The 15,284-nt window shown below is 74.0% G+C and carries 12 protein-coding genes; 3 read left to right on the top strand and 9 right to left on the bottom strand.

The window, feature by feature from the left end; all coding sequences use genetic code 11:
• Nucleotides 1-176: 176 nt before the first annotated feature.
• Together VSR01_RS09725 and VSR01_RS09730 are read right to left on the bottom strand one after the other, a co-directional pair.
• On the bottom strand, nucleotides 177-827 hold the full coding sequence (locus tag VSR01_RS09725) for a helix-turn-helix transcriptional regulator (RefSeq protein ID WP_326448853.1): 651 nt from the start codon (nucleotides 825-827) through the stop codon (nucleotides 177-179).
• Between the two features lie 135 nt (nucleotides 828-962).
• On the bottom strand, nucleotides 963-4,070 hold the full coding sequence (locus tag VSR01_RS09730; protein WP_326448854.1) for an AAA family ATPase: 3,108 nt from the start codon (nucleotides 4,068-4,070) through the stop codon (nucleotides 963-965).
• A gap of 411 nt (nucleotides 4,071-4,481) precedes the next feature.
• Here VSR01_RS09730 and VSR01_RS09735 point away from each other — a divergent pair, with 411 nt between their 5' ends.
• Nucleotides 4,482-5,603, top strand: a complete 1,122-nt coding sequence (locus tag VSR01_RS09735; RefSeq protein ID WP_326448855.1) for an RICIN domain-containing protein — start codon at nucleotides 4,482-4,484, stop codon at nucleotides 5,601-5,603.
• Nucleotides 5,604-5,626: 23 nt separating this feature from the next.
• Here VSR01_RS09735 and VSR01_RS09740 read toward each other — a convergent pair whose 3' ends face one another.
• From VSR01_RS09740 to VSR01_RS09765, 6 genes are all read right to left on the bottom strand, one after another.
• Nucleotides 5,627-6,010 (bottom strand): LuxR family transcriptional regulator, encoded by a 384-nt coding sequence (locus VSR01_RS09740; RefSeq protein ID WP_326453577.1) that lies wholly within the window; start codon nucleotides 6,008-6,010, stop codon nucleotides 5,627-5,629.
• Nucleotides 6,011-6,038: 28 nt separating this feature from the next.
• On the bottom strand, nucleotides 6,039-8,930 hold the full coding sequence (locus VSR01_RS09745) for an AAA family ATPase (protein ID WP_326448856.1): 2,892 nt from the start codon (nucleotides 8,928-8,930) through the stop codon (nucleotides 6,039-6,041).
• 251 nt (nucleotides 8,931-9,181) lie between these two features.
• The gene (locus tag VSR01_RS09750; protein WP_326453578.1) at nucleotides 9,182-10,015 is read right to left on the bottom strand and encodes a dioxygenase family protein; all 834 of its coding nucleotides are present in this window, start codon (nucleotides 10,013-10,015) and stop codon (nucleotides 9,182-9,184) included.
• Nucleotides 10,016-10,067: 52 nt separating this feature from the next.
• A complete protein-coding gene (locus VSR01_RS09755) occupies nucleotides 10,068-10,919 on the bottom strand; it encodes a dioxygenase family protein (protein ID WP_326448857.1) in 852 nt (283 codons plus the stop codon).
• A 59-nt stretch (nucleotides 10,920-10,978) separates the two neighbouring features.
• Nucleotides 10,979-11,968, bottom strand: coding sequence for an amidohydrolase family protein (locus VSR01_RS09760; protein WP_326448858.1), 990 nt, complete (start codon nucleotides 11,966-11,968; stop codon nucleotides 10,979-10,981).
• Nucleotides 11,969-11,978: 10 nt separating this feature from the next.
• Nucleotides 11,979-12,542: an NADPH-dependent FMN reductase gene (locus VSR01_RS09765; protein WP_326448859.1), complete on the bottom strand. Its 564-nt coding sequence runs from the start codon at nucleotides 12,540-12,542 to the stop codon at nucleotides 11,979-11,981.
• 103 nt (nucleotides 12,543-12,645) lie between these two features.
• Between VSR01_RS09765 and VSR01_RS09770 the strand changes: the two genes are divergently transcribed.
• A complete protein-coding gene (locus tag VSR01_RS09770; RefSeq protein WP_326448860.1) occupies nucleotides 12,646-13,242 on the top strand; it encodes a MarR family winged helix-turn-helix transcriptional regulator in 597 nt (198 codons plus the stop codon).
• A gap of 190 nt (nucleotides 13,243-13,432) precedes the next feature.
• Entirely contained in the window at nucleotides 13,433-14,398 is a 966-nt protein-coding gene (locus tag VSR01_RS09775; RefSeq protein WP_326448861.1) for an SDR family oxidoreductase, read from the top strand.
• A gap of 110 nt (nucleotides 14,399-14,508) precedes the next feature.
• On the opposite strand, the gene VSR01_RS09780 is transcribed toward VSR01_RS09775, so the two are convergent.
• A complete protein-coding gene (locus VSR01_RS09780) occupies nucleotides 14,509-15,246 on the bottom strand; it encodes a response regulator transcription factor (protein ID WP_326448862.1) in 738 nt (245 codons plus the stop codon).
• Between the last annotated feature and the right edge of the window lie 38 nt (nucleotides 15,247-15,284).

Genomic DNA, 15,284 nt, shown 5'->3' on the forward strand with positions numbered 1-15,284 from the left:
TCACGTACGTGGGCACCTCCGTGGAGCCGAGTGCCCTTCGACAGGGCCGCGCTTCAGGTTATGGACGGCGCGCCCGCGCCAACGCGCCCGAAGGGGCCGGTTGTCCATGCGGACAGCGGACTCTGCCCGGCCATCCAGCGACGGCGGACTCGCCCCGCCGCCGCGGCCCGCGGCGGTCAGATGAGGCCGGTGCGGATGGCGTACGACACCGCGTGCGTGCGGTTGCGCAGTTCCAGCCGCTTCATCAGCCCGTAGAGCACGTACTTGATGGTGCGTTCGGAGAAGCGCAGCCGGTCCGCTATGTCCGCCAGTTCGCAGCCCTCGGCGAGCAGCCGCAGCACGTCCACCTCACGGGCGCTCACCCCGGAGGCGCTCAGCCCGCGGGGCGCGAGCACCTCGCGCTGGATCACCCGGATCTGCTCCATCAACGCGCCCTGCAACGGCGCGGGGAGGCTGCCACCGCCCTGCGCCACGGAGATCAGCGTCTGGGCGAACTCGGTGGCGGCGAAGGAGCCCCGCGGCAGCACCGCGCGCACTCCGCGGTCGACGGCCGCCGACACGTCGGCCTCCCAGCGCCGGCCGACCACCACCACGAAGTTCAGACCGCCCGGCTCGGCCCCTGCGTCCTCCGCGAGGCGGTGCAGCAGCCCCAGAGTGGAGGCGTTGGCGACCTCGGCAGCCACCACCGTGACGTCCGCCTCTCTCGCGGTTTCCGCGAGCGACAGCCGGCGGTCGTACCGCAGGTAGCTGACCAGCCCGGCACGCGTCAGCTCGTCGGACGAGTGAACCGCCACCCGCACGGTGTCGGTGAGCACTTGCTGTTGCATGTGCACCCTCCTGGTTCAAGGTCTAAACCACAGAACGGGATGCTGCCACGCGCGCATCGGGTCATGACGGACTTGTCCGGCCCCCCTCGCTAGCCGCAGGGAAATGTGGCACCCTCCGGCCGCCCGGCCCTCACCTCACCAGTCCGCCGCCGGCATGCTCCTGCGCAGCACGGCCGTGACCAGTTCGGTACGCGACCGCGCTCCGGTGCGGGCGAACAGCCGGGTCAGCCGGTTGGCGACGGCGTCCGGGCTGAGCCCGAGCGCCGCGGCGATCTGGCGGTTCCTCAGCCCTTCGGAGACCAGGGTGGCCAGCAGTCGGTCGCCCTCCGCCATGGCCTGGTCGTGGTCGGGCACCGGCACTTTGGCCCGCCGCATGTCGGTCCGCGCCTGGAAGCGCCACAACGGGGCGCCGACCTGGCCGAAGAGCTCGTACGCCTCGGTCAGCAGTGATGCCGGCTTCTCGCCGAGCCGCGCGGCGGCCAGCAGCGTCGTCGCGGTCTCGAACGGCTGCTCCCGGCTGCGGGCCAGCGCGACGGCGTCCGTCAGGTGCTTGCCCGCCGCATCCGGGTCGTCCGCCGCGTGCAGCCGGGCGGAGGCCACCAGCCACAGCAGGCGGCTCCGCCCGCTCTCCGTCCGCGCCGCGATCTCCTCCAGCTGTCGCACGCACTGCGCCGCACCCGGAAGGTCCCCCGCCTGGACGAGCAACCCGACCAGTTCGGCCAGGAGTTCGTCGGTCGCGAAGACCTCGCCGTGGGTCCGGGCGGTCTCCAGGCCGCGGCGCAGCACCCGTACGGCCTCCGCCGGGTCGCCGAGGGTCCGCGCCACCTCGGCCTCCGCGCGGTCCAGCAGGTGGCGCGGATCGGCCAGCGGGGCCAGGCCCTCGCGGATGTCGGCGATCAGCCGCCGGGTGGCGCCGATCCGGCCGCGGGCCAGGAGTATCACCGTGGCACGCTCGGGATAGAGATGGATGTGCAGACCGGACGCGACCGGATGGCCGTTCGCCCTCAGCCAGCGCAGATGCCCCATCGCCTCGTCCCAGCGGCCCTCCAGCCGACGCCACTGGAACCTGAGATGGGCCGGCGTCTCCTCGACGGTCATCCCCCGGGCGGCCAGCAGGCCCGCCGCTTCCCGCAGGTCGCCGGAGTTGAGGAGCTGTTGCACCTGGATCAGCGTCACCATCTGCCGGCCCTGCTCGCTCAGGCCGCCGATCTCCGGCAGGGTGAGGCTGCGCCGGAACCTCTCCGGCCGGCCCAGCACCAGTTCGGCCACGCCCCGGCAGACCTCCGCCAGCACGCCGGCCGCACCCGCACTCCACTGTGCTTCCGGCTGCCCGAGGACTTCCTCGGCCGCCCGCCACCGGCCCAGACAGCACAACGCCAGCGCGCGGCCCAGCGCCACGGCCGCCGGCGGCAGCCCGAGCGGCCACCACCAGCGCGCCTCGGTCATGTGCGACAGCTCCGGGAAGAGGCCCGCGCCGGAGGTCGACCCCGCCAGCGCGCAGATGCCCATCTGGAGCTGCTCCTCGCCGGGACCCCCGCGCCCCGCGGCCGACTGCAGCAGTTCCCCGACGGCTCCCCGGACGCTGCGGTGGTCGGCCTCCACGGTGGCGCGCAGGGCCCGTGCGAGCAGCAGCTCGTCGCGGGTGGTGGTCTCGCCGGCCAGCTGCGCGGCCGCCTTGAGCCACTGGAGTGTGAAGCGCCGCCCGGGGCCTCGGCCCATCCGCTCGGTGGCGGCGACGAGTTCCGCCACCGCCCGCTCGGTGTCGATCAGCGGGCCGGCCTTGACGATCCGGTCCGGCAGGTAGGTGCCCGCGTCCGCCTCCGCCACGACATGGGCGGCCGGTTCCGCATCAGCGCTCCCGCCGGCCAGCCCGTCCCCACCGCCGGCCGCGGATTCACCGCCGGACACGGGTTCACCGCCGGCCGCGGATTCACCGCCCGTACGGTCCCCGGCCGCCCACAGCGCCTGCACCGCCGCCGCGGCCAGGCGGCCCCGTTCCAGCGGTCCGAGCCGCTCCCGTACGGCGTGCTTGGTGAGCGGGACCCTGAACGTCCAGCCGCGGGTGGCGCCGTCCTCGCGCACCGGCAGCTCCTCGACGATCCCGGCGTCCAGCAGCTCGCGCAGCCCGGCCCGCACGTCCGCCGCCGGCAGTCCGTAGACCTCGGCGATCAGCGCGCACACCGCCGAGCCCAGCGGCCACAGCACGCTCAGCCCCGACGCCACCTTCTCCGCCGGCTCGCCCAGCGCCCGCAGCGCCTCGGTGAAACGGTTGTCCCGCGGCGCGGCCGGCAGCACCCTGCCGCCGTACAGCAGCGCCGGCCTCCCGGCGGTCAGGACTTCGCCGTGCCGGGCCCACTCGGCCAGCAGGATGTCGACCGCGGCGGGAAGACCCCGGCTCGTGTAGTGCACCAACCTGATCAGCGCGGAGTCGGGGACCGCCGGCAACCGCCGCGCCAGCAGGGCGGCCACCTCGGCCCGGGCCAGCGGCGCCAGCTCGATGACCCGAGCGGCGGGGTGGCAGCCCGGCAGCAGTCCGGCCGCGTCGCCGCCGCCCGGCGCCCGCCTCCGGCCCGCCGCCCCGCCGGGCCGGAGCAGGGACAGCACGAGGCGCACGCCCGGCGCGGCCCGCGCCATGTCGAGCGCGCCGAGCAGATCGACGGACGCGCGGTCCGCGTACTGCACGTCGTCCACGACGACGAGCGCCGGCGCGGCATGAGCGAGCGCCTCGGTGAGCGCCTCGGCCGCCGCCGCCCGGTCGTCGTGCTCGACGGCGGCGGTCATCTCCGCGACCGGGTCACCCGTGCGCCGCGGCCCGCCCGGGGCGGGCCGGTGCTGCTCCAGCGTCCTGACCAGCCGCAGGGCCAGCAGGTAAGGCCGCAGGCCGTCCCCGGGCACGCAGTCCACCGGGAGCACCGTGCCGCCTGCCGCGCCGTGCCTGCGGGCGGCGGCCCGCAGGAAGGCGGTCCGCCCGGCGCCGCGTTCGCCGACCACGAAGACGACGCGTGGCCCGTCAGGATCGGCCAGGCCGCGGTCGATGACGGCCGACTCCCGGTCCCGGCCGATGAGGGTGTCGCCGCTGTCGGCGCCCGCCCCGGCCCACCGCCGGCCGGCGGCTCGACCGCGGCAGTGCTCGTCACCACGCCTCCCCCGGGCGTCGACGGCCGGTCGGGTACGCCCCGGCCGGCGAAGGCCGGGAACCGCCGGGTCACGGCGACCCGTCGAGGTCATCCCATACGAAGGCATGCCGTTCCTCTGATCGTTCGGGCGCGGCCTCCGCGCCGCCGGGCCGGATCTGACGCGGCGCCGGTGCGGAGGCGGTGTCGCGGCGGCGCGACCCGGGAGGCCGATCCGCCGCGTGCACGGCATCGCGGCCGGCCGTGGCGGCGGCAGGACACGCGCGGTCGCAGCGAGCGGACCGGGCTCCTCCGGTTCCGGATTATCGCCACCGACGGCCGCAGGCAGGCAACCGCCGGGCGGCGTGCTGCCTGTCTGTACGGGATCTCCTGTACGGCCGGGAAGAAGGCGGCGCGCAGACCCCGCGGCAGGTCGGGCGCGCCGTCCCGGACGACTAGCATCCGTCACCGGACGAGCCGGTCCCGCGCCTGTTCCGGCCTGCGCCCGGCTGTTCCCGACCCCTTCCCGAGGAGGCGTGCCGTGTCGTCGTCCGAGCAGCGAGAGCCCGTCGGCGGCGCCGAGCCCGCGGGAACCCCGGCCGGCGCGCCGCGTCCGGAGACACCCCGGCAGGGCGGCGACGCGGCGGCCCCGCCCGGCGGCGGTGTCGGCGTCGGCACCGCGGTCCGTTCGCTGTTGCGGCGCCCACGGGCGGAGGTGAGCCGGCGGCCGGACCCCGGCTCGCCCGCGATATGGGACCGCGACGACCACGTCCTGCCCGCCCCGGTCACCGGACCGTCCGGGCCCGGCGGCGGCTCGACACCGCCCGGCCGGCCCACGCGTACCGTCGTATGGGCCGCCGTCTGCGGCGTGGCCCTGCTGTCCGTGCCTTTCGTCGTGGTCGCCGCCGGCTCGCACGGCGACAAGCCGCACGGCGCCGCGCACACCACGCTCGCCGACGACGACCGGCCGGCGCCCGCCGTCCCCGGCACCGTGGCGGCCCCGCTCCCGCCGTCGCCCTCCCCCACGGCCTCGTCCACCCGCAAGCCGCCGCACAAGCCGTCGCGCAAGCCGTCGCTCGCGCCCTCGCCGTCCGTCGCACACGTCGCCGGCCGCGCCGCGCCGCACACCAAGGCGGCCCCGCCCCCGGTGCGGACGCCCGCGCCCCACAAGCCCACCTTCGCCGAGGTGTTCGGCGGCGCGAACCGCGTCCTGCTGAAGAACCTCGCGACCGGCATGTGCGCGGACCTGCCCCAGTACGGCAAGGGCAGCGTCGGCGGGGTGATCGACCAGTACGACTGCCAGGCCGGCGCCGCCGACAACCAGGAGTGGGACCTGAAGGTCGTCGGCGGCCCCAAGGGCCCGGGCGGCGCGCGCCTGTTCACCATCAGCAACGACGCCGACCACCTGTGCATGGACATCCCGTGGTACGGCGTCGAGCCGGTCGGCACCAGGGTGACGGAGTACACCTGCGACGCCACCACGGACGACAACCAGCTCTGGTACCTGGCGCCCGGGCAGGGCAGCCACTACCGCATCCGCAACTACGTCTCCGGCAGCATGTGCCTGGGGGTGGCCGGCGGCGCGGGGACCCCGCACGGAGTGAGCCTGATCGTGGAGACGTGCAAGACCACGTCGGACGACTGGGCCATGACCACCGGCTGACGGCGCCACGGCCACGCCGTTCGTCATCGCCCCCGCGAGTCCGGCGGCAGCCCGAGCCAGTCGAGGCGACCGTCCAGCCGGGCCGCCGCGAGTTCCGACCGCGAGCGGCAGCCGGTCCGCCGGAACAGCCGGGTCAGGCGCTGCTCCACCGTCTTCTCGCTGCATGCCAGCCGCAGGGCGATCTGCCGGTTCGTCGCGCCCTCGCTGACCAACTCGACCAGGCGCAGGTCCAGTTCGCCCGCTCCCCCACCGGCGGTGCGCCGCCTGGGCGCCGAAAGGCCCAGCCCTCGCGTCCGCGCCCAGTGCCCGAGCGGGGACCGCTCGATGTGCCGGACGCCCAGCTCGTGGGCCTCCTCCACCGCGGCGGCCAGCCACGGCTCCGGAGCCTTGTCGGCCAGGGCCCCCATTTCGAGGCACAGCAGCCTCAGCGGCTTGTCACCCCGCTCCCCGGCCAGGTCGAGCACCTCGCGGACGGTGTCCGGATCGCGGCGCAGCACCGAGCGGGCCAGCAGCAGCGCCTCGCCCGCCCTCGGCGAGGCCGACTCGTCGTACAGCGCCTCCAGTTCCGACACGGCCCGGTGGGTGACCTCCGGCCGGTCCTCGTAGCCGCCGTACTGGAAGAGCCGTCCCAGGAGCCGTTCCAGGCCCTCCAGCAGACCGCTCTCGCGCGCCCTGCGCACATCGCGCCAGCCGCCCTCGAACGCCTCGTCCGGGTTCCCCGAGCGATACCGCACCCCCAGCCGGACCCACCCGCCCAGCGGATGCACCACGGTGTCGGGTACCTGGCCGAGCCAGGCCAGGGCCCGCTGCTGCTCCCCTGACGTGCTGTGGATCTCGGCGGCGAGGACGCGGGCCGGCACACTGGGCCGGCCGCCCCGGGCCGCGGACGTACGCTTCGATCCGGCGGGCGCACGACAGGGCCTCCTCCCACTGTCCGGCGGTGTACGCGCCGACCATGGCGCGGTAGCGCTCGGCGACGCTGCCCCAGTTCGTCTGGCACCAGTTGTCCAGGACCGCGGCGAACGCGCCCGCCAGGTCGCCGTAGCCCGCCGCGGTGCGGATGGACTCCAGGGCCGCGTCGCCGGGCCCGCCCGGCGGCAGGTCCGCGCGGGCCGCCCGCAGCGCGTCGCCGCCGCTGACGGCCGTGGCCAGCAGCCGCAGGATCGCGGGAGAGGGAAGCGCGGGGGCAGTTCCCCAGACCGGGCCGGGCGAGGGGCCGGGTTGGGGTGCGGGGCCCTGGACGGGGTCGCGCGCGAGGCTGTCGCTCAGCCCGTCCGCCCGTCCGTCGGCGCCCGCCTCGGCGCAGGCCGCCACCGCGATCCCGCGCGTGGAGCCGTCATCGGCCGGCCCTCTGTCCGGCGCCGCCGCACCGGTCCGGGCCGTCGTTGCTGTCGGCACCGGATCGCGCCCGCCCGTCAGCCCGTCGACGGCCGCCGCCACGGCGGCGGGCAGGTCCGGGTCGGCCTGATGGGGGGCCTGGTGGTCGGGCTGGTGACCGGGCTGGTGACCGGGCTGCTGTTCCGTCTGCGCGCCGGGCTGCTGGACTGCCTGTGGGTCGCTCTGTGGGTCGCTCTGTGGATCGGCCGGTGGGTCGCTCTGTGGATCGGCCTGTCGGTCGGGCGGCTGGTCGGTCTGCGGCGCGGCGCCACCTCGCGCGCCCACGCCCGGGCGCTGCTCGGGTAGGGCCGGTCCGATCCCGTAGCGGCTGCCCAGCTCGGCCAGTTCGGCGATCCCGGGCAGTCGCCGTACCGCCCTCCACGGCTCCCCGCCGTCGGCGTCCGCCGAGATCTGCTGGTAGAGCGCGGCCAGGCCCCATGCCGCAGCGGGGTCCGCCAGCGCGGCCGGAACGGCGCCCGGCCCGGCCTCGACGGTGGCCCGCAGCGGTTCCCCCAGCGCGAGCAGTCCCGCGGGGTCCGCGGCGCGCCATGCGAGCACGGCCGCCGTCTGCAGGATGCGCACCCGGCCGGGGTAGTCCGTCGGCAGCCGCCGAAGCGCCGCGAGATAGGCCCGTACCGCGCGGCCCGGGGCCACCCCGGCGTACGCGCCCGCGGCCGTCAGCAGCAGCCGGGCCGCGTCCTCGTCCTTGACCAACTCCCCCGCGGCCACCACGTGTTCGGCCAGCCTCGGGTGGTCGGCGCTCGCCGCCGGGCCCATCCGCCCGACCGCCGCCGCCACGACCCCGGCGTGCGACGCCGGCAGGTTGAGGGGAGGCGGTGGCGTCGTCCGAAGCGCCGCGGCGAAGGCCGGTACGGCGAACCTCAGCACTCCGGCCCGGTCGACGGTGAGCACGCGGCGCGTCACCAGCCGGTCCAGGATCTGCGCGACCGTGACGGCCTTCCCCGGCGTCCACTGCCCCATGTCCTGCACATCGGTCAACCGGAAATCCGCGACGCCGGCCAGGTGCGCGAAGACCACCGTACGGGCCAGCACCTCCTCCTCCAGCGGCAGGCCGGGGTAGGCGACGCGGCACGCCTCGGCCACGGTCCCCCTCAGACGGAGGGCGTCCTGGGCGCTGACCAGCAGGACCCGGCCGTCCAGTTCCAGCAGGCCGGCGTCCTCCACGAGCGCGCCGAGGACGGACAGCAGCGCCTGGGGATTGCCCGCCAGCGGCCCGAGCGAGCGCATGACCGCCTGCGCCACCTCCGGCTCGGCCGGGCGGCCGAGCCACTGCTCGACCAGCGCCGGCACGTCGTCCTCGGTCAGCGGCGCCAGGTCCAGCACCCGATCCGCGGCGGCGAGCAGCTCCGCGCCCGGGTGACCGGGCGCCTCCGAGCCGGGGTGACCGGGAGCGTCCGGGCCGCCGTGGCCGGGCGCCTGCGAGCCGTGGGCCATCACCACCGGCAGGCCGGCGGGGCGGAAGGCGCGGAGCATCAGGCCTAGCGCCGAGGCGGTCGGTGCGGGCATCCGTTCGCAGTCGTCCACGACGAGTGCGAACGGGACGTAGTGGGCCGCGTCGGCCAGCATCCGGCTCATGGTGGACAGCACGGTCAGATCGCCGTCCCGTCCGGCGGTCCGCAGCTCCGCCCGGCGGATCTCGGTGATCCGCACCGGGAGCCGGCCGTCACGGATCCGGGCAAGCACCCGGCAGACGGCGTGGACCAGGGCGGGCACACCGGGCTCGCCCTCCGCGGACTCCCAGGCCAGCCGCATCACCTTGGCGCCGCTGTCGGACGCGATCCGACATGCCTCCTTCAGCACAGCCGTCCTGCCGACTCCCGCCACCCCGGTGAGCACCAGCGTCCGCGCGTGGCCGACGCCGCTCAGCGTCTCGACCACCGCGCTGACCTCGTCGTCTCTCCCCACCAGAGTCGGCCGGTGCTGCGACAAACGATCACTCCTTTCCCACCAGGCGCATCCACCTATGGAGATACTTCTACACCTCCGACATTTTCGTCTCCGGGGCAGCCTACGAGGGGGCCCTCGCGGGGCGGCAGGTGCCCGCGCCCGGGGGTCGCGTCGTCAGGGAGCCCGGGGCGGCAGGGAGCCCGGGGTGTCAGGGAGCCCGGGGTGTCAGGGAGCCCGGGGTGTCACGGAGCCCGGGGTGTCACGGAGCCCGGGGTGTCACGGAGCCCGGGGTGTCAGGGAGTCTGGAAGGAGCGTTTGGAGAGCCCGAATCGGTAGCCTTCGATCATGGTCCGGACGGTGGGTTCCGGGTCCGCGGCGGCCCCGAGCGTGACGAAGAGCGGCATGTAGTGCTCGGTGGTGGGGTGGGCGTAGTGCAGGGCGGGAGCTTTGCCGCGGTAGTCCGCCAGCGTCTCGACGTCACCGCGGGAGAGGGCGTCGGCCGCCCAGGCGTCGAACTCGGCGGACCAGCTCGGCACCACGTTGTGCACGAACTGGTCCCGGGTGAGGAAGGGGACGCCGTGGGTCATGAAACCCGACCCGACCACGAGGACGCCCTCTTCGCGCAGGGCCCTCAGCCGCCGGCCGATGTCGATGAGCCGCGCGGGCGCGTGGACCGTCGGCAGGGACATCTGCAGGACCGGCACATCTGCGTAGGGATACATGGTCTTCAGCGGCACCCATGCGCCGTGGTCCAGGCCGCGACGGGTGTGCTGGTGGACCGGTTCGTCATCCGGCATCAGGGCCGCGACCTTGGCGGCCAGCGCGCCGGCGTCGGGTGTTGCGTAGGTCATCTCGAAGTAGCGCCGGGCGAAACCCCCGAAGTCGTAGACCAGCGGTGTGCCGGCGCCCGACGCGGACAGGGCGAGCGGCGCCGACTCCCAGTGGGCGCTGACGATCAGGATGGCCGTCGGCTTGGGCAGGGCCTGCGCCCAGCCGAACAGTTCCCTCATCCACAGCGCGTCCTCGAACAGCGCCGGGGAGCCGTGGCTGAGGTAGAGGGCCGGCATGGGGCCGTCGGCCGGTGTCCAGCGGCGCTGGTCGCGGCTGGCGGGCGCCTGCTCGGTCATGAAGCGGTCGTAGACGGCCTCGGGGGGTGTGGTGATGTCCATGGGGGTCACTTCAGGTCGTGGTGGGGGCGGGGCGCAGGACGAAGTCGTGGGTGAGGGTGCGGTAGGGCCGGTCGAGGCGATCGTCGTGGTGACGGGTGGTCGTCCCGACCGCCTCGGCGGGCACGCCGCCCTCGATGGTGCTCTCGACCAGCGGATCGCCGTCGAAGTAGATCTGGGTGGTCAGCGGCAGGCACCCGTCGGCGGAGACGATCGCGTGGATGTGCAGCGGGCGTGCCCCTTCGAGTCGCAGGGCGCGGATCAGTGTGCCGAGCGGGCCGTCCGCGGGCAGGCCGAAGGACTCGGTGCCGGGCATCACCGTGCGGAACTCGTAACGCCCGTCGGAATCGGCGACCACCCGGGCGCGGAGGTTGTCCGCCGGGATGCCGGTGGAGTCGTTGGGGATGGTCAGCGGCTCGAAGTCGCTGCTGTCCATGCCGGAGTAGACGTTGTCGGCGTCGATCTGCCAGATCTCCAGGGCGGCTCCCGGCTGCGGGACGCCGGTGGTGGTGCGTACGGTTCCGGACACGATGAGGGGTTCACCGGGTTCGTCGGAGCGCATCGGCAGGACGGCGGGGCTGTGCAGGACGGGTGCTCCCGGGCGGTGGGCGGGGCCCTCCATCTCCCAGTGGCTCGCGCCGTCCTTCTCCGGATGGGCGTACGCGGCCCCCGCGGTTCCTTTGAGGACGGTCTTGTAGAACAAGATGCCGGTTGACGGGAGTTCGCCGGCGTCGGCGACCTCTTGCAGCCAGTCGATGGCGGCGAACAGCTCCTGCGGGGTGACCTGGTGTCTGAGGATGACGTCGTCGACGGCGCGGCGCAGATCGGCGAACACGACCTGCAGGCGGCTGGCGGAACCGCTCACGGGGGACACTCCATTTCGGCGGGCGGGCGGGAGGTGCTGCGTGGGGTGCGGAAGGCGGTTCAGCGCCGGATGCCGGCGGTGAGCTCCTGCCAGTTGCGGAAGGCGATGCGCTCGCGGGTCGCCTCGTCCACCGGGGCGTCGTCCAGGAAGCGCCGCGCGGAACCCGCGCGTTCCTGGTTGAACGGATAGTCGGAGGCGTACATGACCCGCTCGGCCCCCACCGTCTCCAGGGTCCAGCGCAGGTACCTGTGGCTGGAGATGCCGCCCGGGGTGACGAAGACGTTGGAGCGGAAGTACTCCGCGATCGGGCGCCGCAGGGTCGTCAGGCGGTCCATGGCGGCGATGCGGTCGAGGTAGAACAGCACGACCTCGCCCCAGTGCCCCAGGATCACCTGCAGCGCGGGGAACCGGTCGAAGACGCCGGCGACGATCATCCGGAGCAGGGTCAGCCCGGCCTCGTAGTGCCAGCCGAACGCCCCGGTGGCCAGCATGCTGTCCACCGGATCGCCGAAGCCGCGGTAGTAGGCCGCGGTGACGGCCGGGAAGGGGACGCTCGGGTGCAGGTAGAGCGGTGCGCGCAGGTCCTCGGCGGCCTCGTAGATGTCCCAGAACTCCGGGGCGTCCAGGGAGCGGCCGCCGGAGTTCGCGTTCACCAGGGCTCCGCTGAAGCCGAGTTCGGTGACGGCGCGCCGCAGTTCGTCGGCCGCGGCCGACGGCGCGGGCGTGGCGAGCGCCGCGAAGGCCTGGAAACGGTCGGGGTGGTGGCGCACGGCGGCGGCGATCGCGTCGTTGGTGGGTGCTTGGAGCGCGACCGCCTCCGCCGCGTCGAGGTTCTGCAGACCCGGCGTCGTGAGGGACAGCACCGCCGTGTCGATCCCCGCGTCGTCCATGGCGGCGACGCGCCCGGCGCCCGTGTCCAGCAGCGCAGGCGTGAGCGCGCTGTCGACCGCCCACTTCATCATCGGCTCGGCCAGCAGGGGGTCGCGCCGGCGCCATGCCGCGATCACGTCGGCGGTGACGACGTGTTCTTCGAGTCCGTAGAGCCTCATGGCGGCCCGATCAGCCGCGGACCGTCCTGAGCGCGCCGGCCCAGGACTCCAGCTGGGTGAACAGGACAGAGGCGGCGTCCTCGTGCACCGCCGAGGGCTTGAACACCGAGAAGTTCTCGAAGTCGGTGAGCAGCGAGAACGACAGCTGCTGGCGCACATGGGCGATCTGCAGCTCGCTGGCGATCGCCCGCAGGTGCTCGATCGCCCGCGCGCCGCCGAGCGAGCCGTAGGAGACGAAGCCGGCGGCCTTGTTGTTCCACTCGGCGTAGAGGTAGTCGATGGCGTTCTTCAGCACGCCCGAGGTGGAGTGGTTGTACTCCGGGGTGACGAAGATGTAGCCGTCGAACTGCCTGATCGTGGCGGCCCAGGCCTTGGTGTGCTCGCCGGCGTAGGCGCCCCTGCTGGCGGGCACCGCCTCGTCGAGGTGGGGCAGGGGGTGGTCGAGCAGGTCGACCAGCTCGTAGTCGGCGTCGACGCGCTTCTGCGCCTGGTCCAGGACCCACTGCGCCACCGCCTGTCCGTTGCGGCCGGGGCGGGTGCTGCCCAGGATGACGGCGATCTTCAACGTGCTCATGAGGCTGTCCGATCCACTATGACTTGAACTTTCACGTCACACCCTAGCCCGCCACGCTTGAAGATTCAAATGAGACGCGGAGGACCGTCGGTAGACTGCGCCCATGTCTGTCCCCGGAGGGCCGAGCGGCTCCGCGCCACGCTGGCTCAGCAGCGAGGAGCTGGCGGCGTGGCGCGGGTTCGTGCGCCTCGTCCACCGGCTGCCCGCGGCCCTGGAGGCACAGCTCCAGCAGGACTCCCGGCTCAGCTTCGTCGAGTACCACGTGCTGGCCCACCTGTCGGAACAGCCCGGGCGCCGCATCCGGATGAGCGAGCTGGCGGCCCTGGCCGACACGGAGCTGTCCCGGCTGTCCCACATGATCGGCCGGCTGGAGAAGCGCGCCCTGGTGCGCCGCGAGCCCGACCCGGACAACGGGCGGTACACGCAGGCCATCCTGACCGACGCGGGTTTCGCGTACCTGGCGGAGGCGGCCCCCGCGCACGTCGGCCGGGTGCGGGACCTGTTCGTCGACGCCCTGACCCCGGAGGAGCTGGGGGTGCTGCACCAGGTCGCCGACAAGGTGCTCGCCCGCATCGAGGGCCCGCCGGCCGGGGCGCGGCGAACACGCCCGCGCCCAGCGGGAGCGGGCTGCCGAGCTCCCGGTAGGACCACGACACGACACTCAGTGTCATGGCGCAGCCGGATCGGAGTACGCCGCTGATCACCCATTCTTCCCTCATTACAGGCTGAAACGCCGCGACGTCCGGTCGGCCGCCCGACCAACGGGATGAATTCAAGAGCCATGACAGCTACGATGATGACATCGAATGTCGTCACGGTGGATCGTCGGCGACGGCGTACGGAGTCGGCACGGCCATGGCCTGCCGGTCAGGCGGGAAGGGAGTCAGCTCATGCGTGTTTTCGTGACCGGAGCTACCGGATTCATCGGTACGCCCCTGGTGAAGGACCTGCTGGACAACGGGCACGAGGTGCTCGGCATGGCCCACACGGACGGCGGCGCCGCGAAACTGGCGGCGGCGGGCGCGGCGGTGCACCGGGGCGACCTGGCGGACCTCGACAGCCTGCGGAAGGGAGCGGCGCAAGCGGACGGCGTGATCCACCTGGCGTACCTGCACAGCATGGGGCACATGCCGTTCGGCACCAGGCTGGGGATCCTGCTGGGCGGCAGCCCGCGCGGGATCACCGGCCGGTTCGCCGCGGCGGGGGCGGGCGCGGACCTCAAGGCCATCGACACGTTCGGCTCCGAGCTCGCGGCCACCGGCGGACCCCTGGTGGTGGCGTTCCCGACGATGACGCTCGCGTCCGGCACGCTGGTCGACGAGCGCCAGGCCCCGGACCCGGCCTCGCCCGGCGCGGCACGCATCGGCTCGGAGACGGCGACACTGGCACTGGCCTCGCGGGGAGTGCGGGCGTCGGTCGTGCGGATTCCGCCGACGGTGCACGGCGACGGGGACAAGGCCATGGTCCCGCGGCTGATCGCCGCGGCCCGCAAGAAGAACGTGGCCGGCTACGTGGGCTCCGGCTCCAACCGCTGGCCCGCCGCGCACAAGCAGGACGTGGCGCGATTGTTCCGGCTGGCGCTGGAAAGCGGTTCGGCCGGATCGAGGTACCACGCGGTGGCGGAGGAGGGCGTGCCGATGCGCTCGATCGCGGACGTCATCTCCAAGCGCCTGAACGTGCCGGCGCGGTCACTGACGGCCGAGGAGGCGGCCGGCCACTTCGGCTGGCTGGCGGCGTTTGCGGCCCGGGACAACTACGTCTCCAGTGAACTGACGCGCAAGGAACTGGGCTGGCATCCCACCGGTCCCGACCTGCTCGCCGACCTGGACCGTCCCGAGTACTTCACCGTGCGCTGAGCCGAACGCCCGGCAGGCCGCCGTGCCCCGGCCGGCGCCTGCGGCGCCCCGCCGGGATCGATGGCGAGCGGCCGCGCGCTGTGGGCGCGGTGGGCCGGTGCGCGCGGACCTCAGACGGACAGGCGGTAGCCGGCGCCGCGCACGGTGAGCAGGAGGGTCGGGGCCGAGGGGTCCGGTTCGATCTTGCGGCGCAGCCGAGAGACGCAGGCGTCGACCAGCCGCGGGTCGCCGTGGGCGTGCCGGTGGCCCCAGACCCGCTCCAGCAGATTGCGCCGGCTCAGCGTCCGACGCGGGTGGGCGGCGAGTTCGAGCAGCAGGCGCACCTCGGTGGGGGTGAGCCGCGTCGCCGCTCCGTCCCGGACGGCGGTGAGCCTCACGGTGTGGACACGGAGCGGGCCGAGGTCGATCACCTCTTCCGTCGGGGGTTCCAGCGGGTCTTCCGCCGGGCCTCCGAGCGGGCCTTCCCGCGGGTCGGACCGTGGGGTCGACCCGCGCAGCAGCGCACGCAGCCGTGCTTCGAGCACGCGCGGGCCGACCGGTTTCACGAGAAAGTCGTCGGCGCCCCGTCCCCAACCGGTCAAGGCGTCATTCAGGTTGCCTCGGTCGGCCAGAATGACCAATGGCAGCGCACAGTCGGCTCGAATGCGACGGTATATCTCGGACGCGCCGGAATCCGGTGACCCGACGTCGAGGATCACCAGGTCCACTTCTCCTTTCGCCGCCCGCAGTCGGGCGGGCGCATTTTCATGCCCGTACACCTCGGTGACCGCGCATCCCATCGCGCGCAGCATGCGTACAAGCGAGTCGTCACGGGTCGAATCGCCCCTGACGAGCAGAAGTCGGTACACGGCAGTGGTTCCTGACGATCTGTCGGCCTGCGGGAGAA

This window comes from Actinacidiphila sp. DG2A-62 (assembly GCF_035825295.1).
GTDB lineage: Bacteria > Actinomycetota > Actinomycetes > Streptomycetales > Streptomycetaceae > Actinacidiphila.

Bases quoted from the DNA above. Each gene is read 5' to 3' on its own strand.
- VSR01_RS09770 (WP_326448860.1), top strand. From the start codon at position 12,646: ATGTCTGTCCCCGGAGGGCCGAGCGGCTCCGCGCCACGCTGGCTCAGC.
- VSR01_RS09760 (WP_326448858.1), bottom strand. From the start codon at position 11,968: ATGAGGCTCTACGGACTCGAAGAACACGTCGTCACCGCCGACGTGATC.
- VSR01_RS09740 (WP_326453577.1), bottom strand. From the start codon at position 6,010: ATGGGGGCCCTGGCCGACAAGGCTCCGGAGCCGTGGCTGGCCGCCGCG.
- VSR01_RS09765 (WP_326448859.1), bottom strand. From the start codon at position 12,542: ATGAGCACGTTGAAGATCGCCGTCATCCTGGGCAGCACCCGCCCCGGC.
- VSR01_RS09730 (WP_326448854.1), bottom strand. From the start codon at position 4,070: ATGCCTTCGTATGGGATGACCTCGACGGGTCGCCGTGACCCGGCGGTT.
- VSR01_RS09775 (WP_326448861.1), top strand. From the start codon at position 13,433: ATGCGTGTTTTCGTGACCGGAGCTACCGGATTCATCGGTACGCCCCTG.
- VSR01_RS09750 (WP_326453578.1), bottom strand. From the start codon at position 10,015: ATGACCGAGCAGGCGCCCGCCAGCCGCGACCAGCGCCGCTGGACACCG.
- VSR01_RS09725 (WP_326448853.1), bottom strand. From the start codon at position 827: ATGCAACAGCAAGTGCTCACCGACACCGTGCGGGTGGCGGTTCACTCG.